Source organism: Photorhabdus luminescens subsp. luminescens (genome assembly GCF_001083805.1).
Lineage (GTDB): Bacteria > Pseudomonadota > Gammaproteobacteria > Enterobacterales > Enterobacteriaceae > Photorhabdus > Photorhabdus luminescens.
This window is the reverse complement of record NZ_JXSK01000006.1, coordinates 206,180-230,423: the sequence shown is the minus strand read 5'-3', so window position 1 is coordinate 230,423 and position 24,244 is coordinate 206,180. Positions and strand designations below refer to the sequence as shown.

General features: G+C 43.5%; 22 protein-coding genes and 1 pseudogene. 8 read left to right on the top strand and 15 right to left on the bottom strand.

Features of this window, described 5'->3' with window-relative positions:
- Positions 1–514 precede the first annotated feature (514 nt).
- The 4 genes from TI10_RS15585 to TI10_RS15570 all read left to right on the top strand — a co-directional run bounded on the left by TI10_RS15585 (position 515) and on the right by TI10_RS15570 (position 4,403).
- Positions 515–925: a type III secretion system chaperone gene (locus TI10_RS15585; protein ID WP_049584332.1), complete on the top strand. Its 411-nt coding sequence runs from the start codon at positions 515–517 to the stop codon at positions 923–925.
- Positions 926–994: 69 nt separating this feature from the next.
- Complete coding sequence (locus TI10_RS15580) at positions 995–2,524, top strand: hypothetical protein (protein ID WP_053093457.1); 1,530 nt, start codon at positions 995–997, stop codon at positions 2,522–2,524.
- A 206-nt stretch (positions 2,525–2,730) separates the two neighbouring features.
- The gene (yfcG, locus tag TI10_RS15575) at positions 2,731–3,351 is read left to right on the top strand and encodes a GSH-dependent disulfide bond oxidoreductase (protein WP_049584331.1); all 621 of its coding nucleotides are present in this window, start codon (positions 2,731–2,733) and stop codon (positions 3,349–3,351) included.
- A 137-nt stretch (positions 3,352–3,488) separates the two neighbouring features.
- Complete coding sequence (locus tag TI10_RS15570) at positions 3,489–4,403, top strand: TIGR01777 family oxidoreductase (protein ID WP_049584330.1); 915 nt, start codon at positions 3,489–3,491, stop codon at positions 4,401–4,403.
- Here the strand turns inward: TI10_RS15570 and TI10_RS15565 are convergent.
- From TI10_RS15565 to TI10_RS15515, 11 genes are all read right to left on the bottom strand, one after another.
- Complete coding sequence (locus TI10_RS15565) at positions 4,384–4,968, bottom strand: UbiX family flavin prenyltransferase (protein WP_049584382.1); 585 nt, start codon at positions 4,966–4,968, stop codon at positions 4,384–4,386. The two genes, TI10_RS15570 and TI10_RS15565, sit on opposite strands and share 20 nt — an antisense overlap.
- A 47-nt stretch (positions 4,969–5,015) precedes the next feature.
- Positions 5,016–6,533 carry an amidophosphoribosyltransferase gene (gene purF, locus TI10_RS15560; protein WP_049584329.1) on the bottom strand — a complete coding sequence of 506 codons (1,518 nt, stop codon included), beginning with the start codon at positions 6,531–6,533 and terminating at the stop codon, positions 5,016–5,018.
- A gap of 14 nt (positions 6,534–6,547) precedes the next feature.
- Positions 6,548–7,054, bottom strand: coding sequence for a colicin V production protein (gene cvpA, locus TI10_RS15555; RefSeq protein WP_036778783.1), 507 nt, complete (start codon positions 7,052–7,054; stop codon positions 6,548–6,550).
- Between the two features lie 253 nt (positions 7,055–7,307).
- Positions 7,308–7,991 carry a cell division protein DedD gene (gene dedD / locus TI10_RS15550; protein WP_049584328.1) on the bottom strand — a complete coding sequence of 228 codons (684 nt, stop codon included), beginning with the start codon at positions 7,989–7,991 and terminating at the stop codon, positions 7,308–7,310.
- The gene (folC, locus tag TI10_RS15545; RefSeq protein WP_049584327.1) at positions 7,981–9,279 is read right to left on the bottom strand and encodes a bifunctional tetrahydrofolate synthase/dihydrofolate synthase; all 1,299 of its coding nucleotides are present in this window, start codon (positions 9,277–9,279) and stop codon (positions 7,981–7,983) included. Before folC ends, dedD begins: the two co-directional genes overlap by 11 nt.
- Entirely contained in the window at positions 9,272–10,216 is a 945-nt protein-coding gene (gene accD, locus TI10_RS15540; RefSeq protein ID WP_049584326.1) for an acetyl-CoA carboxylase, carboxyltransferase subunit beta, read from the bottom strand. The genes folC and accD overlap by 8 nt, the downstream gene beginning before the upstream one ends.
- 101 nt (positions 10,217–10,317) lie before the next feature.
- On the bottom strand, positions 10,318–11,007 hold the full coding sequence (locus TI10_RS15535) for a DedA family protein (protein ID WP_049584325.1): 690 nt from the start codon (positions 11,005–11,007) through the stop codon (positions 10,318–10,320).
- A gap of 46 nt (positions 11,008–11,053) precedes the next feature.
- Positions 11,054–11,848 carry a tRNA pseudouridine(38-40) synthase TruA gene (gene truA, locus TI10_RS15530; protein ID WP_175445367.1) on the bottom strand — a complete coding sequence of 265 codons (795 nt, stop codon included), beginning with the start codon at positions 11,846–11,848 and terminating at the stop codon, positions 11,054–11,056.
- A gap of 41 nt (positions 11,849–11,889) precedes the next feature.
- Positions 11,890–12,900, bottom strand: a complete 1,011-nt coding sequence (locus TI10_RS15525; protein WP_049584323.1) for an aspartate-semialdehyde dehydrogenase — start codon at positions 12,898–12,900, stop codon at positions 11,890–11,892.
- A 51-nt stretch (positions 12,901–12,951) separates the two neighbouring features.
- Positions 12,952–14,079 (bottom strand): 4-phosphoerythronate dehydrogenase PdxB, encoded by a 1,128-nt coding sequence (gene pdxB, locus TI10_RS15520; protein WP_049584322.1) that lies wholly within the window; start codon positions 14,077–14,079, stop codon positions 12,952–12,954.
- Positions 14,080–14,168: 89 nt separating this feature from the next.
- A complete protein-coding gene (locus TI10_RS15515) occupies positions 14,169–14,942 on the bottom strand; it encodes an AraC family transcriptional regulator (protein ID WP_049584321.1) in 774 nt (257 codons plus the stop codon).
- A gap of 102 nt (positions 14,943–15,044) precedes the next feature.
- Between TI10_RS15515 and TI10_RS15510 the strand changes: the two genes are divergently transcribed.
- A complete protein-coding gene (locus tag TI10_RS15510; protein ID WP_049584320.1) occupies positions 15,045–15,959 on the top strand; it encodes a DMT family transporter in 915 nt (304 codons plus the stop codon).
- Here TI10_RS15510 and TI10_RS15505 read toward each other — a convergent pair.
- From TI10_RS15505 to TI10_RS15495, 3 genes and pseudogenes are all read right to left on the bottom strand, one after another.
- Positions 15,940–17,359, bottom strand: a pseudogene (locus TI10_RS15505) (sensor histidine kinase N-terminal domain-containing protein). The gene TI10_RS15510 and the pseudogene TI10_RS15505 sit on opposite strands and share 20 nt — an antisense overlap.
- Positions 17,346–18,023, bottom strand: coding sequence for a transcriptional regulator TctD (gene tctD / locus TI10_RS15500; protein WP_049584319.1), 678 nt, complete (start codon positions 18,021–18,023; stop codon positions 17,346–17,348). The pseudogene TI10_RS15505 and the gene tctD overlap by 14 nt, the downstream one beginning before the upstream one ends.
- A 197-nt stretch (positions 18,024–18,220) precedes the next feature.
- Positions 18,221–18,910 carry a DUF7424 family protein gene (locus TI10_RS15495; protein WP_244161614.1) on the bottom strand — a complete coding sequence of 230 codons (690 nt, stop codon included), beginning with the start codon at positions 18,908–18,910 and terminating at the stop codon, positions 18,221–18,223.
- A 331-nt stretch (positions 18,911–19,241) separates the two neighbouring features.
- Between TI10_RS15495 and TI10_RS15490 the strand changes: the two genes are divergently transcribed.
- The 3 genes from TI10_RS15490 to TI10_RS15480 are packed head-to-tail and all read left to right on the top strand — an operon-like array spanning position 19,242 to position 22,204.
- A complete protein-coding gene (locus TI10_RS15490; protein ID WP_049584318.1) occupies positions 19,242–20,225 on the top strand; it encodes a Bug family tripartite tricarboxylate transporter substrate binding protein in 984 nt (327 codons plus the stop codon).
- Positions 20,226–20,238: 13 nt separating this feature from the next.
- Positions 20,239–20,670, top strand: coding sequence for a tripartite tricarboxylate transporter TctB family protein (locus TI10_RS15485; RefSeq protein ID WP_049584317.1), 432 nt, complete (start codon positions 20,239–20,241; stop codon positions 20,668–20,670).
- A gap of 10 nt (positions 20,671–20,680) precedes the next feature.
- On the top strand, positions 20,681–22,204 hold the full coding sequence (locus TI10_RS15480) for a tripartite tricarboxylate transporter permease (RefSeq protein ID WP_049584316.1): 1,524 nt from the start codon (positions 20,681–20,683) through the stop codon (positions 22,202–22,204).
- A 701-nt stretch (positions 22,205–22,905) separates the two neighbouring features.
- Here the strand turns inward: TI10_RS15480 and fabB are convergent.
- Complete coding sequence (gene fabB / locus TI10_RS15475; protein ID WP_049584315.1) at positions 22,906–24,120, bottom strand: beta-ketoacyl-ACP synthase I; 1,215 nt, start codon at positions 24,118–24,120, stop codon at positions 22,906–22,908.
- Positions 24,121–24,244 lie beyond the last annotated feature (124 nt).

The window sequence follows — 24,244 nt, the reverse complement described above, 5'->3', positions numbered from 1 at the left end:
TCATTAAATTTTATTTTCAATGAATTAAATAATAAAAATATCCCATCTATGCTCAACCAAAATGGCGAAAAAGATCAAGTGATAATATACCGACAATTTATTATTGACATAAATATTATGTCAATAATTTATAATCTATTTTCATTTAAATATTATTTCAAGAATATGCAGATCATTATCCCGGTCATATTAAACGTTTCAGCTTTAAATAAGTTATACCCTTCATCTTTCAAGCTGCTGCTTTGTTGGCTGCTTTCACTCACCCCAGTCACATAGTTATCAACACAATATGTTCGAACTACCTCCTCAATCTACAAGGACTCGGAAATCATCACCGAATTCACCAGATTCTTCATAAAAAACCAACCGTTACCGTATGTTGACGTCCTACCAAGAACCCATCTATCTGATTAATTCTTACAATATCATTGCCTGTTTTTGATAGACGATCCTACGCTTCGACCACATAATTTGGACAATATTTTACTGTTAATTTTTTTGATGAGATTTATTGATGCCCAAGTTAGAAAAATTATGCGCAGATTTTGCCGCTCAAACCAACATTATGTTGAATCTTTCCACTGGCGCAGTGCAATTGAACATTGGTGATCATGGTCCCTGGTGGTTAGAAGTGGATTCAACAGGATCAATGCTGACTTTCCATCATACGGTGGCTTCGTTTGTGAATAGCGATGCAGAATTTTGGCTCTCATTAAACAGTAATATAAATATACTGGGAGGAGCATGGCTCGCATTACATCAGCCAACGCAAACTATTCGTCTCTGTTTATTACAAGATATAGAACGAATCGATGCTACTGACTTGGCTAATATTCTGGGAAACCTGCAAAAAATAAGAGCTGAACTTCCTTTTCCAGAAAATGAACCTACCACTTCCACTTCGGCCCACGATATTTTTGTTTGACCTGTTTTCTTAAACCGTAAATTCAACGGACTTACAGCAGAAAAAACAATAAAATAATGGAGAAAAAATATGCCGGATTTTTCAATAAATAGAGCTAACACCAGAATCGATATTCATCAAACTGAATTGCATCAACCAACTGCAACAGATAAAACTTGCCATTGCTGCGAGCCATTATTAAATAATACCATTGATAATCCACTTACCGCACCGACCTCGGTTATCACACAATGGAATGAAAAATCCGTCGTGACCAACAAACAAATTGAAGCTAATATTTCCCGCTTAGCCAGCGAAAGCACCGCCGCCCATAAAACCGTTGATTCTCTCTTATCCAATCTGGTGAAACTTTTTGTTCGGGCGGAGGGTAATGAGTTAACCGCAATCACTAAAATGCTAAATGCCTATACCGGTGATAAACCCGGTTTTAGTATTGTCGGCCAGCTTGGCGCAGGTGGATTTACTCGAATCATTAGCGAAGCACGGCAGAATGGCGCCAGACCGGATAGAGCAGGTACAGAGCCGCTAACATTGAGGGAAAAAGCCACTGCTTACTATGATCTCACCAACTCTGCTTATTTCCGGGATACTCTGGAGAAGATCTATTCATCATCTGAATTGAAATCAGAATTCAAGGATATAATTGATATTGGTTATCTGGAAAGTAAAAACTTTGCGCCAGCCCGCGGCTCCACTAAGGAAAAGCCCTTACCAGATCAATTGGCACTCTACACTTTCAAAAATGAAAATAAATTTAACGCCTCTGAAAACCCCGAATTATATCAGGTGACTAAACAGATAAAAGGACAAGAAGTTATCAGTAATCCTGCTCTGGCTGGCAATAGCCTTACAGAGGTTCAGGGTGATTTCAGAGCATCAGCTCCTGATAAGGATAACGTCTGGTCAACTGCCGCTTCACTTAAAGCCAATGATCGTCTGACCAGTCGGGAATTGGCATTTGCCAGTTTAAATCCCCGCAATCGACTGGACAGAACTGACTATCAATTTGGTCGGTCAGAACCTGTCAAAGCACATCAAGAATTAGCTAAGGAAAACATTATCGTACAACGAGGCAACGGTTTTGCTGTTTGGAATGTGAAAGAAAATACAGGATTTTCCAAGGATGCGGCTTTACATAATTTGCCAACTGTCGCTGCGCCTTCCGGCACCACAGATCGTTTTATTACTGCGGCCAGATTGTTAGGGGCGGGCCTGAAAAATGATCTTGCTTTAGGGACGCCTACTAACGGCGAATCGACAGATCAGTCAATTCAACGTGGGGAGCGGGAAATGAAAGAGCTAACTCGATGGCTGGCAACCGGTTATCTGGTTGATGATAATCATCATTCTATGATTGAAGTTAATTTAGGGGCGGCTAACCACGGTTTAACGCCTCAATGGGGATTGAATCTCTATACCGAACCCTTCTCTTCTCCTATACATGCCAAAGGATTTAGCGTATCCAGCCAGGAAATATTGGCAGAATTAGAAGTCCGTGATGATGTCCACACAGATTACTCTACTTTCAGGAAAGATTTGTACGGCGGAAGTCGGGCAACAGTTAACGCCGATGGCAGTATAAAAACAAGCTCCAGATAAGTACTCTTTATCATCTCCAGAAGAAAAACTGACCATCTCTTTACCAGATCTTCCTGTCGTACTGTTCAGGAAGATCATTATTCAGGCTCTATTGCGTTAACAAATCAACACCGCCAGTCTCCGCTAAGAAGGGTATCAACATACCTTACACACTGCACAAATTAATGATAATGTGTGATGCAATTACGTGTTCCACTGGAGGTTCCATGATCGATCTGTATTATGCTCCAACGCCAAACGGCCATAAAATTACACTATTCCTGGAAGAAGCTGGCCTTCCCTATAATCTTTACCGAATTGATATTGGCGCCGGGGATCAATTCAAACCTGAATTTCTCGCCATTTCGCCTAATAATAAGATTCCCGCTATTGTTGATCAGCAACCAATCGATGGCGGCAAACCTATCGCTATTTTTGAATCTGGCACCATTCTTACTTATCTGGCAGAAAAAACGGGCAAGTTCCTCAGCACAGATATGCGTGAGCGTATCCAAAGCCTACAATGGCTGTTTTGGCAGATTGGCGGCTTTGGCCCAATGCTAGGGCAAAATCACCATTTTAATCACTTCGCGCCGGAGAAAGTCCCTTACGCAATTAATCGTTATCAGGCAGAGACAAAGCGCTTGTATCAAGTCCTGAATACTCAATTGGAAAAAACAACTTATCTGGGCGGTCAGGAATACAGTATTGCGGATATCTCTACTTATCCGTGGGTTCGTGCCTATGAACGTCAGAATATTGATCTGAATGATTATCCGGCAGTGCAAAAATGGTTTGATACTATTAGTCAACGCCCCGCCACTCAAATTGCTTATAGCAAAGCCTAAATACCTGTCTGCGGGGTAATTATTTCCCCGCGAAACTTGATCAAGCTGACAGATAGCGATATCTTTAACCACCAGCCCTTATATCTCTGCAATATGCTATAGTTCTTATATCAACAACTTAGGTTATAGGAGTGGCCATGCGTATTTTAATCACTGGAGGAACAGGTTTGATTGGTAGCCGTCTGGTTTGCCAACTTCTTTCCCTATCCCATTCCATTACTCTTCTAAGCCGCTCACCCCAAAAAGTTTATTCTCTATTCAGCAATCAAGCTGAATGCTGGACCAGCCTGAAAGATAAAACCGATCTCAATGATTTTGATGCCGTCATCAATCTTGCTGGCGAACCCATAGCAAACAAACTATGGACTTCAACGCAAAAAGAGAAGCTGTGCCAGAGTCGCTGGACATTAACAGAACAACTCAGCAAGCTCATTAATGCCAGCCAGACACCACCAGAAGTCTTTATTTCCGGCTCTGCGGTGGGCTATTACGGGGATCAAAATCAAACAGTCGTTACAGAGCATGAGCCACCCCATGATGAATTTACTCATCAGCTCTGTAAGCAGTGGGAACAACTTGCATTACAGGCTGCCAGTGATAAAACCCGTGTTTGTCTTTTACGCACTGGTGTTGTACTAGCAAAAAACGGCGGCGCGCTGAAAAAAATGCTGCCCTTGTTCCGCCTTGGGCTTGGTGGCCCTATGGGGAGCGGAAAACAGTATCTGCCCTGGATTCATATTGATGATATGGTGAATGGCATCTATTACCTGTTAATGACGCCTGACTTGAGTGGTCCTTTTAATATGACTGCCCCTTATCCCGTACATAATGATCAATTTGCCGCAACATTGGGAGAAGTATTGCATCGCCCTACCATTATTCGAACGCCTGCTTTTGTGCTGAAATTACTGATGGGAGAAGCTTCCGCACTGGTACTAGGCGGACAACAGGCCATACCGCATAACTTGGAACAAGCAGGTTTTGGCTTCCGCTATTTTCAGCTAAAAGAGGCGCTTGAAGATCTATTAAGCCCTAAATCTCAACGCTTTTAGCCCCTTGCCAGCGGGTAAATAGATCATGAGGCAGCTCGATATCAAACTGATCAAGCACTCGGTTAACCGTCTGGTCAATAATATCCTGAATCTGTTGGGGCTGATGATAAAATGCAGGCACAGGCGGCATGATCACCGCGCCAATTTCTGCCGCTTGAGTCATCAGCCTAAGATGCCCCAAATGCAACGGCGTTTCTCTCACTCCAAGCACTAATTTACGGCTTTCTTTCAATACGACATCTGCCGCTCTGGTCACTAATCCATCAGTATAACTGTGAACAATACCTGAAAGGGTTTTCATTGAGCATGGCAAAATTACCATGCCCAAAGTTTTAAATGAACCGGAAGAGATGGCAGCGGCAATATCTCTGTTGTCATACACAACATCAGCCAGCGCCTGCACATCCCGTAAACTATAGTCCGTTTCAAGCGCCAGTGTCTGGCGAGCGGAATGACTGATAACCAGATGTGTTTCCACCCCTTCAACTGGTTGTAAAACTTGCAGTAGCCTTATACCATAAATGGCCCCACTTGCTCCTGTAAGCCCTACTATCAATCTTTTCATTTTTTCCTCATGCCAAACACTGAACAACAACCTAAACCCGAAGGTCATCAACCTTCATTATAGATATCCAGATTTTCGATTTCATTCTGGTTATTCAGTTTTTCTTCATCGTCTTTACGCAGATTCTCCAGATAATAGAGATAAGTCTGGTCAACGTCTTTAGTCACATAAACGCCATTGAATACTGAACTCTCAAACCCGTCAACATCCGGGTTTTCTTCACGAACCGCGTCGATCAGATCGGTTAAATCCTGAAATATCAATGCATCTGCACCAATGAGTTGGCGAATTTCATCCACTTCACGCCCATGAGCAATCAGTTCATTTGCATTGGGCATATCGATGCCATAAACATTCGGGAAACGCACTTCCGGTGCTGCCGAAGCAAGATAAACTTTCTTCGCGCCCGCTTCACGAGCCATATCAACAATCTGTTCTGACGTTGTGCCGCGCACGATAGAATCGTCCACCAATAGCACATTTTTATCACGGAATTCTGCTCGATTGGCATTCAGTTTACGGCGGACTGATTTCCGGCGTTCCTGTTGCCCAGGCATGATAAATGTCCGGCCGACATAACGGTTTTTCACAAACCCCTGACGATAGGGTTTACCGAGTATGCGGGCAATTTCTAGCGCGACATCGCAAGATGTTTCGGGGATTGGAATCACCACATCAATATGCAAATCTTCCCATTCACGGGCAATTTTCGCCCCTAGTTTATGCCCCATCCGTATGCGGGCGTTATAAACCGAAATTTTATCAATAAAGGAGTCTGGGCGCGCCAAATAGACAAATTCAAACAAACAAGGAGTTAAAGAAGGATTTTCAGCACACTGACGAGTAAATAATTGGCCTTGTTCAGTGATATAAATCGCTTCACCTGATGCGACATCCCGCAGGAATTCAAAGCCTAGCGTATCCAATGCGACGCTTTCAGAAGCGACCATATACTCATTGCGGCCATCATCCAAAGTACGCTTACCTAAAACCAACGGACGAATACCATGCGGATCACGGAAAGCCACTAATCCATGACCGATAATCATCGCAATACAGGCATAGGCGCCGCTCACCTGTTTATGCATTGCCGCTACTGCCGCAAAAATATTGTCAGGCTCCAATGGATAATGCTGGAAGCAATCCAGTTCACTAGCAAAAACATTGAGCAAAATCTCAGAATCTGACGTGGTATTCACATGGCGACGGGCATTCTCAAACAGCTTTTTCTTCAACTCATGAGCATTTGTCAAATTACCATTGTGTGTCAGTGTAATACCAAATGGAGAGTTCACATAAAACGGTTGAGCCTCCGATGCACTGGAACTGCCCGCTGTCGGGTAGCGAACATGACCAATCCCGATCGTTCCCTGTAAACGCAGCATATGCCGGGCTTCAAACACATCTCTCACTAAGCCATTGGCTTTACGTAAACGAAACCCATTGTTACCATCAATAGTGGCAATGCCCGCAGCATCTTGCCCACGGTGCTGAAGCACCGTCAACGCATCATAAATCGACTGGTTAACCGGTGTAAAACCGACGATACCAACAATACCGCACATGTAGTTTTTCCTCATCAGCCAAACGGAGAGGTATATTTCTCCGGCAAGAAACTTGACGCATTTTGCAGGTAGTCAAAGAACCACCTAATGATATGACTGAACTGTGGGATCAATTGTGATTGTTTCCAATCCTCACTTCGAGCTAATGGTGTAAATGTATCCAGAAAAAACAGAATAGCCGCGACAATCAACACACCACGCAATGCCCCAAAGCAGACCCCCAGTACGCGATCAGTACCTGACAATCCAGTCCGTTGCACAAGAGAACCTATCACATAGTTCACCACAGAACCGACAATCAAAGTAGCAATAAACAGCAGCGCAATAGCGATCCCGTTACGCACCAATTCATCTTCAAAACGGGTGAAATAGACCGCTAAGTAAGTATAGAAATGGCTTGCCACAAAGAAAGCACATCCCCAAGTGACCAGTGATAATGCCTCACGAATAAACCCACGAATCAGGCTAACTAATGCCGAGAAGCCAATAATGGCGATAATAACGTAATCAATCCAAACCATGTTTTAATTCCAAAATAGACACCTCGGCATCCGTTTCAAGTGCATTCTAACAGAAAACGAAAACGTTTGCGTAGCAAGATTTCCTATCCTACTGAAAATAATTGGGCGACGAATTTGAGTCATCATCGCCGCAGTTACTTAATATTTACTTCTTCATGACAGTTGCCCTATTCGTCACATAGTTCGCTATGCTCCCGGGGATTCACTCCCTTGCCGTCGCGATGCATCTTGAAATCCATAGGGTATATAACTATTACGGTCTGTAGCTCCTTACCTGCCCTTGTAATCCAGTCAAACTTTTCAATTCTGATAATACCGAGTCAAGTTGTTGCTTAGAAGCATTCGGGCCAACATATATTCTCGTTAATTGACCCTGAACCGGAGATGATGGAATTGTATAAACCTGATAACCAGACAAACGTAATCTGGCAACGATTTCATCTACCTTTCCAGCATTTTTCAAAGCACCCAGTTGTACGATATAAGCCTGCCCTTGCGGGGCTGTTTCAACCGGCTTAACTTCAGGTTTCGGCTCTGGCTTAATGTCTGGTTTAGGTTTAAGCGCCGACGCTGGCGGCTTAGTATCTGGTTTTGGTTCAGGCTTAATCTGTGGTTGGGGCTTCACTTCTGGCTGAACAGCAGGAGGGACTATCGGCGCGAGCTGAGGAGTGGCAACCAATGGTATTTCCGGCTGCTCCAGTGTTTCTGGCTGCAATGCCTCTGTCTCATCTTCCAGAGGCACTGATAATATTGGTGGATTAAGAGGAGGTATAGATTCAATTTCTTGCTCATCCCCTGGCTTTGGAACCAGAGGAATTGATGCAAATTTATCTTCGTTATATTTCTTATTGCCGTCTAACAACACAGGCAGCACAATGACACCCAATGCTACCAAGACAATGGTACCAACCAAACGATTCTGAAATCTACTTGCCACTTCCTTTCTCCCTGTCCAGAGCCTCCATAACATGCGCTACTGTGTGGAATGAACCACAAACGACAACAATATCTTGCTCATTAGCATCAGCCATCGCCTGATGCCAGGCACTTTCCACATCAGTAAATAACCGAGGTTGTTCAAGATACTGAGCCAGTGTCTGCGCATCGGCGCCACGAAATTCAGTCAACGGAGCGCAATACCACTCATTTATTTGCTGTGACAGGCAAGTCAGTGTACCGGCAATATCTTTATCACCTAACATACCCACGATGCCAAGGACTCTACTACCCGGCTGACGGGACAATTGGGCCAGTTTCTGTACCAGATACGCCGCCGCATGAGGATTATGCGCCACGTCCAAGATCAATAATGGATTTTCACGAACTATCTGGAAACGCCCAGGCAACTGTGCACTTTGCAACCCTTGATGGATGGCGCTCTCATTAATAGCCCGACTGACTTTATCGTCTTGTCGTAACAGGCAACAAATAACACCCATTGCCGTCGCGGCATTCATCAGAGGAACATTTGGTAAAGGTAGGTTGCTAAATAGCCTATCATCAGATTGCCAGCGCCAGTTTTTATCCTGTTGAGAGAAACGCCAATCAATGCCACAGCGGAATAACTTGGCTCCTAATTCGCCCGCAACTTCCGCAACAGAAGATGGCATATCTGGCTCACCCACTACGGCAAAATGATCTTTACGGAAAATCCCCGCTTTCTCTCGACCAATATGTTCGCGGTCTGACCCCAACCAATCAATATGATCAATGGCAATACTGGTAATAGCGGCAATATCGGCGTCCACAATATTTGTCGCATCCAGCCGCCCTCCCAAGCCTACTTCTAAGATGACCACATCCAGACAAGCTTGTTTAAACAGTTGCAAAGCCGCTAATGTGCCATATTCAAAATAAGTTAGTGAAATATCACCGCGACGAGATTCAATATCCGCAAATACACGGCAGAATTCCTGTTCAGGTAACTCTTTCCCCTGAATACGAACTCTTTCGGTATAACGTACAAGATGTGGAGAGCTGTAAACCCCCACTCTCAGCCCGGCCGCCAACAGAATAGATTCTATCGTGCAACAAGTGGTTCCTTTGCCATTAGTACCGGATACAGTTATCACCTTAGGCGCCGGGTTAACCAATTCCAAAGTTCGGGCAAGTTTTCCCACACGCTCAAGCCCCATATCAATGGTCTTGGTATGCAGGTTTCCAAGATAGGAAAGCCACGTCATCAATGGCGACGTGGCTTGAGGAATTTGTAAAATATCAGACATCTTCTTTATTAGTATTTATTTGAATATCCGCCTCAACATCAGCAGGTTCTGCCACAAATTCAGCGACAATCGGCTTAGTACCTGGCTGCGACTGATGAGTCAGTTTAGAAAGTAAACTGGCAAGTGTGTCACGCATTTCAGGACGACGAACAATCATGTCAATCGCCCCCTTTTCCAGCAAAAACTCACTACGCTGGAAACCAGACGGTAATTTTTCACGAACCGTCTGCTCAATAACTCGTGGCCCGGCAAAACCAATCAATGCCTTTGGTTCAGCAATATTGATATCACCCAACATCGCCAAACTTGCAGAAACACCACCCATTGTCGGATCGGTCATGACAGAGATATAAGGCAAACCGCGCTCTTGCATTTTTGCTAAAGCAGCACTGGTTTTCGCCATCTGCATCAGTGACATCAATGCCTCTTGCATACGAGCGCCGCCACTGGCAGAAAAACAAATCAGAGGGCAATTGTCTGCCAATGCTTGCTCTACAGCACGGACAAAACGGGCGCCGACAACCGAAGCCATAGAACCGCCCATGAATGCAAATTCAAAAGCAGCAACAACAACTGGCATACCACTCAGGGTACCTTTCATCACGACCAGCGCATCTTTCTCTTGGGTTTGCTTCTGCGCCGCTGATATACGATCTTTATACTTTTTAGAATCGCGGAATTTAAGAATATCTTTTGGCTCTAATTCCTCCCCGAATTCCGTCGTTGTTCCTTCATCAAGAAATGTAGCCAATCGGGTACGCGCCGAAATACGCATGTGATGATCACATTTAGGACAAACTTCAAGATTGCGCTCTAGCTCAGCACGGTAGAGCACCTGACTGCAACTATCACATTTCGTCCAAACTCCTTCTGGGATATTCGCTTTACGAGTTTGGGTAATGTTGCTTTTATTAAGAATTTTTTCAATCCAGCTCATTGAATGATCTTTCCGTCTGAATCTGGCTTATGCCAGTTTTGTTATGTATGCCATTAAACCACAATGCTATTACAGTGTGGATAAAAAACTGCTCAAACCTGTTACCGGTTATCAGTCTTCTGCTTCATCACTGTACGACGATGACGCCAGATTTCAATCACTCCGGGCAGGATTGAGATAAAGATGATAGCGACAATCAACAGTTTCAAATTCTGTTGTACCATTGGCATATCACCGAATATATAACCAGAATAGGTGAATAACAGCACCCAAACTAGTGCGCCAATCACGTTATAAGCAGCGAAATGACGATAAGACATTTTCCCCATGCCTGCAACAAATGGTGCAAATGTTCTGATAATCGGCACAAATCGCGCCAAAATAATTGCCTTCCCACCATGTTTTTCATAAAACTCATGTGTTTTATCTAAATAACTGCGGCGGAAAATTTTTGAATTTGGATTAGTAAATAACCTTTCGCCAAAGATGCGACCAATAGCATAGTTCACCGCATCACCAATAACAGCCGCAATGATCATCAATACCACCATGAGATGTACATTCAGATCATTTGAGCCCAAAGCCGCTAAAGCGCCAGCAACAAATAACAGCGAATCCCCCGGCAGAAACGGAGTAATCACTAACCCTGTTTCACAAAATAAAATCAGAAATAGAATGCCATATACCCAATTACCATATTGTGCGACCAATTCGGCTAAATGAATGTCAATATGAAGAATAAAATCAATAATAAATTTAGCAAAATCAACAAAATGAGTCATAAACTCCATAATATTCCCCGCTATGCCCAAACATCCGTGTCGGCAACTAAAAATGTTAAATCAGATCATCTGCCAAAAACAGAGGTCCCATAACAGCGCCAGGTAAATCAAATTGCTCTGGATAATCAACAGCAACCAGATACAACCCTGCCGCTTTTGCCGTCGCAGCAGCTTTCGTCCGATCCTTTAAAGCAAGCAACTGGGCCATCCAATTAATATCCTGATTCCCACAACCAATTTCCATCAGGCTACCAGCAATATTACGCACCATATGATGTACAAAAGCATTGGCTTTAATATCTATGACAACGTAATGCCCAAAACGGTTGACATTAATATGCATCATATTACGCCAAGGTGTTTTAGATTGGCATTGAACCGCACGGAAAGAGGTAAAATCATTTTCCCCCAACAAACATTGCGCTGCTCGATGCATCCGCTTTTCATCCAATGGATAGTGAAAATGGGTCACGCCATTGGCCAACACTGCCGGACGATAACGATGATTAAAAATAATGTAACGGTATCGCCGGGCAGTTGCACTAAAACGGGCATGGAAGCTCTCATCTACGGTTTTTACCCAACGAACAGCAATATCCGGCGGTAAGTGTACGTTCACACCCATTGTCCATGCGGCATCCTTGCGCTGAACAGACGTTGCAAAATGCACAACTTGCCCTGTTGCATGTACGCCAGCATCGGTTCGACCAGCACAAAATACCGATATGGGTTCATCAGCGACTTTTGATAATGCTTCCTCAAGGCATCCTTGAACACTTTTCACTTCTTGCTGACGTTGCCAGCCATAATATCGGCTGCCATCGTACTCAATTCCCAAGGCAATTTTCATTTTTGAACCCGGCACAGATTCTGTTTGTTCTGTACCGAACATCAGTAAAATTGCTCCTGAATCAATTTTTCCGCTGTCTCAACCGCCATTAACGCCCCACCAAACCGGATGTTATCGGCCACAGACCAAAATTGTAATACTTCCGGCATACCATAATCATGGCGCAGACAACCAATACTCAGCGCATCATTACCCGATGCTTCTGTCACTGGAGTCGGATAATCGCCTTCGTCTGCAACGTTAATATCAACCATCCGCTCTAATTCTTCTCGAGCTTCTTCCACCCCAACCGGACGCAATGTTTCCAAATGGACTACCTGAGCATTACCATAAAAAACGGAAGACTGAACACAACTCACTGAAATGGGTAGTCCCTCATCCTGCAAAATTTTGCGTACTTGGTCCACAAGACGACGCTCTTCATGCACAGAACCTTCAACATCTGTTGGCAACGGCAAAAGATTAAATGCCAGTTGTTTACTAAAACGCCCCGGCTCCGGTGGGATGCCATTAAGTAAACGAGCGCTCTGCCCCGCTAATTCATCAACTGCCTCTTTGCCGTGAACAGAAACAGAGAACAGATTAGTCAAATGCAAACGTGCCATTCCTGCAACATCCACCAGCGGCTTAATGGCTGTCAGTACCTGACTGGTCATACTGTCTGCTAAGGCAATAATATTTCGGTTACGATAATCCGCCAGAGCATGAGGATTCACTCCTGGAACAACCAAAGGTACATCTGGTTCCATAGCAAACAACCCACTGCTATCAATCACCAAGCAACCTTCTTCTGTCGCTTTTTCAACATATCGTGCCGTGGCTTCCAATCCAGCCACGAAAAAAGCGAGTTGTACTTGCGACCAGTCAAAATCAGCCGCATCGCCAACAACAAAATTTTTACCATTAAAACGCAGACTTTCACCGGCACTGCGCTCACTGGCGAGAGGATACAATTCACCAACGGGAAACTGACGCTCTTGTAATAACGCCAATATCGCTTCACCTACTGCCCCTGTCGCACCCAACAGGGCAATATTCCAACCTTCTGACATGTTGGTTTTCTCCATCTATCTTTTTGACATGCAGACATATTTCCGCACGAATTAAATCAGTTCTATACTGAAACCAAGAGCGGCTAGCAACTCAGCGCTCTTTTTGTTATCACAACATACCGTCAGAGATGACCATTCTCGGCGTTCTAAATAGTTTCTACGCAGATAATCAAATTGCCCTTTTTGACCGGCGACTTGCCGTAATGGGGTATCATCGCGGCGCACATCATACACTAAATGCATCAACCGCTTCAGTGTGCTTTGAGTCACATTCCCATGCAGGGTAACCCGGCTGAAATCCGGCTCCGGCAATAGATCAGATAGAGCCACTGTATGGGGTTGACCGAGGAATTCACAGTAAGCTTCAAATACCTGTGTGGTACCACGCGCTTTACCTTCGAGGGTATAACCTGCGATATGTGGCGTACCAATATCAACCAATTCCAGTAATGGCAGAGATAAATCAGGCTCCGGCTCCCAAACATCCAGAACAACACGAAGTTTCTTGCCGCGCTTCAACTCGGTAAGCAATGCTTGATTATCAACAACTTCACCGCGGCTGGCATTAATCAATATGCGATTATCCGGCAACGCCGACAATAATTCAGCATCCACTAAATGATGTGTTTTATATGGGCCTGATTTATTCAATGGCGTGTGGAATGTCAGAATATCCGCCTCTTTGACTAATTTTTCCAGTGGCCAAAATTCGCCGGCATCCCCTCTGGCAGCTCTTGGTGGATCACATAAGAGTGTCCGCACACCAAGAGTAGCTAACCGTTGCGCCAGTCTACTGCCGACATTACCGACACCGACGATTCCGACCACTTTATCCTTAAGCTCAAAATTATCACGTTCAGCCAACAACATTAACGCAGAGAAAACATATTCAACCACAGCAATGGCATTACATCCCGGCGCCGCTGAAAACCCGATTCCAGCCTGAGATAACCACGACTGATCCACATGGTCCATCCCCGCCGTTGCCGTACCGATAAATTTTACCGCGCTGCCTTTCAGCAATTCTTCATTAACTTTAGTTACTGAACGAACCATAAAGGCATCAGCATGATCCAATACACCTTCCGGTACCGGACGCCCCGGAATAGCTTGCACATCCCCCAATTGCTGAAATAGTTGATCAGCATAAGGCATATTTTCATCAACCAGAATCTTCACTTAATCCATCCTGTGGCATTAAAACAGACGCAGCGAACTATTCTGCCATTTAATCATAACAAAACCCATAATAACGGCTTCTTTTGTTATTAACTTTTCCTGAAACGCTCCGGTGTCGTACCTGCCAATTGCTGGAACATAGCGATAAACGCAGAAGATGAGCTATAACCCACATCAAAGGCAACTTCATTAACGGATTTTCCCTGCTCCAGCAAAGAGATAGCATGTAAAAACCGTAACCGCTGCCGCCACTCACTAAATGACATTCCCAATTCTTGCTGGCAACGCCGTGACAAAGTACGCTCCGAGGTATAACGCTGTTTTGCCCATTGCGCTAATGGCGTATTATCCGCCGGATTACTCTCAAGTTCCTGTAATATCGGCGCCAAAAGTTTATCTTTAGATGAAGGCAAATAGGTATGCTGAACAGAGGATTGAATTAGCTGATCAATTAACACTTGAGCTAACCGTAAATCCTGTTCTGTTTCTGGTATTCTCAATTTACGTTCAAAACAGTCAGTCATAATCGCATTGAATATGGAGCTAAGCCGGATAATACAAGGAGTATTCGGCAATAATTTCCCCCATTCAGGAGAAATATCTATTGCCCTGAATCTCATTGCTTTTCTACTATACCCCGAATGCTCTATTCCTTCCGGTATCCAGACACAGAATTGCGGGGGAGCTAAGAAATGTTGTCCTCCAGCATTCATTGCCATGACACCACAAACAACATAAATAAGTTGCCCGAATGGATGGGTATGACGTAAACACTCGGTATTCGCACTGAATAACTCGCTACGGAAAGAGATACTGGTCGGAATATCCTTGGCTTCTACAGGAACATGAAGTTTTTCTGTCATATTGTCTCAATTGCCTTATCCATTGGCTGATTATCATTATATATAATAAAACAGACACCATTAGACTAAACACTCATTTTTATCTCAATGTGACTTATCTATATGAATATGATTTTCCCATTTCTGGCTGTCTTGATTTGGTCAATTAATGCCGTGGTGAGCAAAGCCTCCGCTACAGCTATCGATCCGGCCGCAATTTCTTTTTATCGCTGGTTCCTAGCCTTTCTCACATTAACACCCTTTGTTGTGCTATCTGTCATTCGCCAATGGAAAACAATCTGTCAATATTGGTGGAAATTATTAATTCTTGGCGCACTTGGTATGGTGCTTTATCAAAGCCTGGCCTATTACGCTGCACACAGTATCAGTGCAACATTTATGGGAATTCTTAGCTCACTGATTCCTCTTTTGACTGTTGTCATCAGTATATTTGTTTTACGTGTTGTCCCCACTGTCGGTATTGCTCTCGGTACCGTTTTATCTCTGTCTGGTTTAGTCTGGTTGGTCAGCGCCGGTGAGCCCATATCATTATTGCAACACGGTTTAGGCCGCGGTGAATTGATGATGTTGATTGCTTCCATCTCCTACGCACTCTATGGCGTGTTAACCAAACACTGGTCTATTCCATTACCCAACTGGCAATCCCTGTATATACAGATTGCTTTTGGCGTCCTGCTATTACTACCAAATTTCCTATTGACCAAAGATATCCAATTGAATGCCAACAATATCTCGTTAGTCTTATTCGCTGGTATTCCCGCCTCGATCATTGCTCCCTATTTATGGATACAGGGAGTCATAAAACTCGGGGCTAATACTGCTGCCATATTTATGAATTTGACACCGATATTCACAGCGATTATCGCTATTCTGGTTCTGCATGAAAAAATACACAGTTACCATCTGATCGGCGGCAGCATAACACTGCTAGGAGTCATACTGGCACAACAATTACGTATTCCTCTTTTTAGCCGTAAAACAGAAAAATCTCAGGAAATTAATCATCAGAAAGCCTGAAAGGAATTCTCACTAATAAGCCGCCCAGTGTTTCACTGGGCAGTAATTGGAGATAAGTGCCATGATAAATACCAATATCTTTCACCAGAGCTAATCCCAGCCCTGCCCCTTCATGCCCCGCTGCATTATCAAGACGATTAAAAGCCATCAGCGATAAATTAACTTCTTCTTTAGCAATCCCGGCCCACTGTCATCCACTTCCAAGTAACAGTATCCCTTACAAGAGCTAAGAATTACTCTAGCCGTAACAATGCCACCTTCCGGCGTATATTTAATAGCATTGTCCAATAAGTTAGCGCACATTTCTGTCAGTAATACAGGTTCCCCCTTGATCCATTGAGCATTTTCGCCTTCATACCCCAAATCAATATTCTTACTTTCAGCCTGTTGCAAACGAGAAAAACATGCCTGTTGCAACAATTCAACCAAATTGACCGGTCTATAATCCCTAACCGCCTCTTTTTCATGCGCTTTCAAACGAGAGAGTTGTAATAAACGATCCGTCAGAGAGATAGTATTATCCAATGTACTATCAATAGCCTGTAAGCTTTCTTTCCATTGCGCGGGATCTTCGCTGGCAAGCGCTACCGCTACTTGCGTTTTTAATACTGTTAATGGCGTTCTGAGTTGGTGAGAAGCATCCGCGCTAAACCTCTCCTGCCGGCTCACCATCAATTTCAGTCGCTCTATATAACGATTAAATGCATATAATAATAGGGAAAGTTCTGACCAAGGCAATATATCCGGCAGCGGAGTGAGATCATTAGCAGGACGACGGGCCATGACGCCAGAAAGTTTATGTAGTGGTTTAAGTAACTGTTTCAACAGAAAATAAGCCAGAATCAGAGTCAACCCAACCACTGTTCCTTGGCTCATCAAAGATGATATTAATAATTGTTGCGCAAGATAATGACGAGAAGCCACTGTTTCAGCAACCAGTATCAACGCCATTCCCATCATTCCCCTTCATTGATCGGCTGATAAAGGGCAGCAACCCTAATAGGATGACCGTGATATTCCGCATCATAGAAATAAACCAAAGCGGTGTATAAATTGGAGCGAGGCGTATCTTTAGGTATCAAAGGCAAATCATCATAACCGGAAATTATTTCTCCTTCAGGAGATAACACCTGATAAAACAACCGATCATTCATATTTCTCTCAAAGCTATCTAGAACCACATAAGGTACATCGACAATTAATTGGTTATCCTTAACGGTCAGTCGTTCCGCCACAGTTCGAGCAGATGCCAATAAAGTACGGTCATAAGCCAATGTCGCCGCATTCTCCGCACTGAAATAATGGGTGCAGACCGATAAACACCCCAACAAAAATAGCGGCACACCAAAAAACAAGAGTAACTGATGAAACAATGAGTTCGGTACTTTAAACCATGTCATCTTTCTGGCACTCCAGACGATAACCTAATCCCCGTAATGTACTGATCCCCACATTACTACCTGACAATTTTTTTCGAATCCGGTGGATATAAAGTTCAATACTTTGTGGGTTTGCTTCATCTAACAGTGCAAATACCTGTTCAAATAACTGTTGTTTAGAAACCGGCTTACCTCGACGATGGAACAATGTTGTCAAAACCGAAAGTTCCCGTGGTGTCAAAGCCAATGGCTCATCGTTCAGAACAAAGTAACCATCATCCTGATAAACCAGGGAGCCGAATGTCAGCGTCTCCTGTAGCACATTTGCACTACGCCGAAGTAATGCCCGGATACGTGCTTCCAATTCCTGTAAATCAAAAGGTTTCGTCAGATAATCATCAGCACCAGAATTAAGCCCTTTCACTCGCTCAGAAACATCAGTCTTCGCCGTCAACAATAATACCGGCAGATTTTGCCCACGTTTACGCAAACGAATCAGCAATGAAAGGCCATCTAACCTCGGCAAAGAAACATCCAAAATTAACAATGCATAGTTTTCTGTCTGCAATAATTGATCAGCGACGATACCATCACTTGCAACATCTACAGCAAACCCCGCACTACTCAGTGCTTTTTGCAACCAGTGCAGTAATTCAGGGTGATCTTCCACTAAAAGTAAGCGCATATTTTAAATATCTAACCGATTCATACAAATATAATTACAAACATAACTATATTTTCAGTTTATATCGTCACATCTATTTCTCTGAAAAATAGTCAGGCACTGATCCAATTCCATTTTCATGTCCAAATACCGCGCTATAAATAACAGGGTATTCTGTTATACCGAATTAAGTAATAGATCTCTATTACCGTTCTCATTTACTCAGAAGTTGCCATGAGCACAGGAGTGAAATCAAAACGTTCATCCAATGCAGACGCCACCGAGACATTAGACAAAGTAAGTTTTATTTCACTCCCTACTTTCCAACTAAAATTCGATATCACTATCGGCTCTTTATCATTAAGAAACACGGAGAAGCCCGTTATTTTTAAAACCTTATCTGTGTCATTCTTAACATTAATCGAGATTTTGGTTTTTGATGCCATTGAACTATCCATCTGGTTAATTTTCTTCTTCATCTCTTTGGGTATGCTTATCGCCAGGATATCTGTTCCATCACCGTAAAGATGAATACCCTTAGTGGAACCAGTTACACTTGAATTACCTACACTCACAGGAATTTTAAAGTGAGCAAACGAATCCATACCTTTTCTAAAACATTCCACGTATTCCGCATCGGCAAAAATAGCCGGTACTTTTTCCTGAGCGTCTAACAAAGATTTTGATGACTGTCTGGAATCTTTATAATCACCACAGGCACTGACTTCAACCAACAAATCAGATGCCACCGTTTTAACGTGTTCAGATAACAGTTGGTTAACCGATACCGAAGTGCTAAGTTCCGTTTTACATCCTGCCAAAGCAAGAGCCATAACACTACAAAGAATCAATTTTCTCATCATTTCCTCAATTCGGGTTTCCTCAAGATAAAGCCTGATTATATTCAATAAATTCTCCGTTTAATTTAACACATTGCATAAATAAATAATTACCATTTGCATGATATCTCCTTAGCCGAATGTAAAGTTATCGCGAGTAAAACAGAGCAACATCAAAACTACGAGGAACTTACAACAAACCAAAACAAAAAAGAAAGCCTGTCGCTATTTGTTAACTCATTAATGCGAAACACTACGCAAATTTAAGCGATTAAAATCACATATCAACAACTTTTCTTGTTAATGAAAGGTAAATGAAAGGTTTTGTTATTACTAATTGAATCAACCAGGGCCATTTGTAATGGTTGTATATTACACGGGTATTGATGAGAGCAAGCAAATGAAAACTATAACGATCAAGATATTAGCGGCAACGGCTTTACTATTTGTTGGCACAAGCAGTGTTTTTGCTGCCAGTGCGCCTAACAGAACGGAATGTATTGCCCCTGCAAAACCGGGTGGCGGGTTTGACCTGACCTGCAAGCTGATTCAAGTTTCATTACTGGATACGAAAGAGATCAACAAGCCTATGCGCGTCACCTTTATGCCCGGTGGCGTCGGCGCTGTCGCTTACAATGCTATCGTCGCACAACGACCTGCTGAAGCGGGAACCATTGTTGCCTTCTCCGGCGGCTCTCTGCTCAATTTGTCTCAGGGAAAATTTGGCCGCTATAACGTTAATGATGTGCGCTGGCTGGCAAGTGTCGGCACTGATTATGGAATGATCGCTGTCCGTGCCGATTCACCTTACCGCACCCTGAACGATTTGATGAACGCTTTCAAGGATAATCCTAACAGCATTGTATTTGGCGCTGGCGCTTCTATCGGTAGTCAGGACTGGATGAAAACCGCACTACTGGCAAAAGAAGTCGGTATTGATCCTCACAAGATGCGTTATGTCGCTTTTGAAGGTGGCGGTGAGCCTATCACCGCTCTGCTAGGTAATCATATTCAGGCGGTTTCTGGTGATCTGAGTGAGATGGTACCTTACCTGAATGGAGACAAAATCCGGGTTTTGGCTGTCTATGCAGATAAACGACTGAATGGTGACTTAGCCAATATTCCTACTGCCAAAGAGCAAGGTTATGACCTGGTATGGCCGATTATCCGCGGATTTTACATGGGACCAAAAGTTTCTGACGAAGAGTATCAATGGTGGGTTGATACTTTCAATAAACTACAACAAACAGATGCTTTTAAAAAACAACGTGATATCCGTGGGTTATTCGAATTCAACATGACCGGTAAAGAATTGGACAGCTATGTGAAAAAACAGGTTGAACAATATCGCGAGCAAGCCAGAGCTTTTGGCTTAGCCAAATAATAGAGTCATCATCATGAGCGATCGTATCTTTGCTACTATCTGGTTAGTGCTCTGTGCCATTGGGATGGTTATTGGTTGGGGCATTCAGAGTGAATACACTTATGAACCTCTGGGACCGAGACCTTTCCCAATGATCATTCTGTCTCTGATGGCGCTCTGCGCCTTATTACTGCTTTTCAAAAAGCCAGAACAGAGCAATTGGCCTAACGCCCCGGTTATCCGCCGCCTAATGTTGTTGATTCTCTCTTTAGTTATTTATGGTTGGTCATTTGAGTGGCTTGGTTTTCCTCTGGCTACAACACTACTAACATTCAGTGTCGGACTATTGTTTAACGCAACACTGCCTGCGGCAATCATTTCCGGGGTGTTCCTTGGCGTCACGTTCTATTTCGCCTTTGACCGCTTACTTGACGTAACCCTACCTCTCGGTAGCTGGCTCAACTAACGGAGAATTTATGGAAACCTGGATGTATCTCAGTCAAGGTTTTGAAGTTGCAATGGTGCCGCAAAACCTGATTATTGCTTTAATTGGCTGCTTTGTCGGTACGATTGTTGGGCTGTTGCCGGGGCTTGGGCCGATTAATGGCGTCGCGATTCTACTGCCGCTGGCTTTCGCTTTAAAACTGCCTGCTGAATCTGCGCTGATCTTATTGGCAACTGTTTATATCGGTTGTGAGTATGGTGGACGTATATCATCGATTCTGCTGAATGTTCCTGGCGATGCCGCGGCCATTATGACCGCACTAGATGGTTATCCAATGGCCAAACAGGGCCGTGCGGGTGTAGCGCTGTCTATTTCCGCGGTGAGCTCTTTCTGTGGTTCTTTGCTGGCAATTTTCGGCATTATTCTGTTTGCCCCATTACTGGCGCAGTGGTCACTGGCTTTCGGCCCTGCTGAATATTTTGCACTTATGGTTTTTGCTATTGCTTGTCTGGGTAGCATGATGAGCCAGAATCCGCTGAAATCACTATTAGCAGCATTAATCGGATTAAGTCTGGCAACTGTCGGAGTAGACGCCAACACCGGGGTTTATCGTTTTACTTTCGACAGTGTTCATTTGTCAGATGGTATTCAATTTATTGTTGTGGTAATAGGTCTGTTTTCTGTTAGCGAAATTCTGCTGATGTTAGAAAATACCTCAACCGGCCAAACAATTATTCGCAAAACAGGCCGACTGCTGTTCAATCGCAAGGAAGCGGCTGAATGCGCTATGCCAACGCTTAGATCATCCTTTATCGGTTTCTTTGTCGGTATTTTGCCTGGCGCAGGAGCGACAATTGCCAGCGCAATTACCTATATGACCGAGAAGAAACTCAGTGGGAATAGTGACTCATTTGGTAAAGGTGATATTCGCGGCGTAGCAGCGCCAGAAGCGGCTAATAATGCTTCGGCCTGTGGCTCCTTTATTCCAATGCTAACATTAGGAGTGCCAGGTTCAGGTACCACTGCCGTTATGATGGGAGCATTAACGCTCTATAACATTACGCCAGGGCCAGGAATGTTTACTGAACAGCCGGATATCGTTTGGGGGTTAATTGCAGCTTTATTAATTGCCAATATTATCTTGCTGATTATGAATATCCCAATGATAGGTCTGTTTACACGGATGCTCACTATTCCTCTCTGGTTCCTTGTTCCAGCTATTGCCGCCGTTTCAGCGGTTGGCGTATATGCCATACACAGTACGACATTTGATCTTCTGTTAATGGTAGGGTTAGGCGTTTTCGGCTACATTCTGAGAAAGATGAATTTCCCAATGTCGCCATTAATCCTCGGTTTCGTATTGGGAGAAATGCTGGAACAAAATTTACGGCGCGCACTTTCTATTAGCAATGGAGAATATAGCATTCTATGGAGCAGCGCAATTACTCAGAGTTTGCTAATACTGGCAGCTCTGGTTTTGATTATTCCACCCATATTACGAATTATTCGTAAGCGGCGCCGTATTCAGCAAATGGAGACTGAAAACAAAACATAATAAGAAAAAGCCCATAATATTACAAAATCATAATTATCATAAAAATATTATGGGCTTTTCTACCGCAACAAGAATATATTTCCGTATTCACACTATATTTCATACAAAATCAGGATTTAGCAAAACAGGTTTGAATTTACGCTTATATACCCTATGGATTTCAAGATGCATCGTGACGGCAAGAGAGTAAATCCTTGGGAGCATAGCGAACAATATGACCGGGGTGAGTGAGTGCAGCCAACAAAGAGGCAACTTAAAAGATGACGAGCATAAACGGATAATACAACACACTAAATTTTCTGCAACACTAATAGTAAGAGTCACCTTTCGGTAAAATACTATCTTTAATCAAATACTATCTTTAATCAAATATTATCTTTACCTTTACCAAATCGTTGATTCAACACTACAAACAACTGTTAAATAATTATTAAATGGTGCTGAATGTTCAATGTTATTAACAATGGTCTTTTCTGTTGAAACAAGCAAATAGGCGCATCATCTTACAAACTCCAGCATTTTATCGCAAAAGTCCATACACCTTTCCTTATGTTAATTAAGTAGCAGAAGAGTTAATGATGCGGACAACAGACAAAAACGGGAATATACATATAGTAGGAAGGTGACTCGCTGTACGCGGTCACCTAAGATTCATCAAATAATGACCATTTTTGGTCCGAAATAATCTGTGATGGGAAGAATCAACCTAAATACTTGCTCATCACCAAAGAAGCATTAGTGCCACCAAAACCAAAACTATTGGACATTACCGTATTCAACTTTTGCTCAGTAGGTTTAGTGATGATATTCATGCCTGCCGCTTTATCATCAAGATCTTCAATGTTAATACTTGGCGCAATAAAACCATGCTCTAACATTAGTAGACTATAAATCGCTTCATGTACACCAGCAGCGCCCAGTGAATGGCCGGTCATCGCTTTTGTTGCAGAAATTGCCGGTGTTGTATCACCAAAAACTTCCCTGATCGCTTCCAATTCTTTCAAATCACCCGCAGGAGTAGAAGTACCGTGCGTATTCACATAATCAATGGAACCTTTCACACCTTGCAGCGCCATATTCATACAACGAACCGCACCTTCGCCAGATGGAACAACCATATCTGCGCCATCCGATGTTGCGCCATAACCAATAATTTCAGCGTATATGTGTGCGCCGCGAGCCAGTGCATGTTCTAATTCTTCCACAACAACAATACCGCCGCCGCCAGCAATAACAAAACCATCACGGCCCTTATCGTAAGTACGGGACGCTTTTTCCGGCGTTTCGTTGTACTTCGTTGAAAGTGCGCCCATTGCATCAAATTCACAACTCATTTCCCAGCACAGCTCTTCACCACCACCGGCAAAAACAATGTCTTGTTTTCCTAACTGAATAAGTTCAGCCGCATGACCAATGCAATGAGCAGAAGTAGAACATGCAGAACTGATAGAGTAGTTTACCCCTTTGATTTTAAAGGGAGTCGCAAGGCAAGCTGACACACCGGAAGCCATCGCACGAGTGACTACATAAGGTCCCACACCACGCAAACCTCGAGCACGCATACCATCAGCAGCCGCAACCTGGCTATATGGAGAACCACCGCCAGAACCCACTACCAGTCCGCTACGAATATTGGAAACCTGATCATTAGTCAGGCCAGAATCTTTAATTGCCTCATCCATCGCCAGATAAGCATAAACAGAAGCATCGCTCATGAAACGCTGAATTTTTCGGTCTATTAACCCCGCAGTATCCAGTTTTACATTACCCCAGACATGGCTTCTCATTCCTATCTCTTTGAATTTTTCAGAAAAAGTTATCCCGGAGCGGCCTTCTTTCAAAGATACCAGTACTTCTTTCTGATTATTACCAATGCTGGAAACAATACCCAAGCCAGTGATTACTACACGCTTCATCAAATACCTCATTCACTATGTTTATCTGCGGGATTTCTATCTACTATAATAGCACTTTAGCGTACACTTGTACGCTGAACAAGTCCGATCAGGATAAAATTACGAAGAAAAGTTTGCCCCCTAA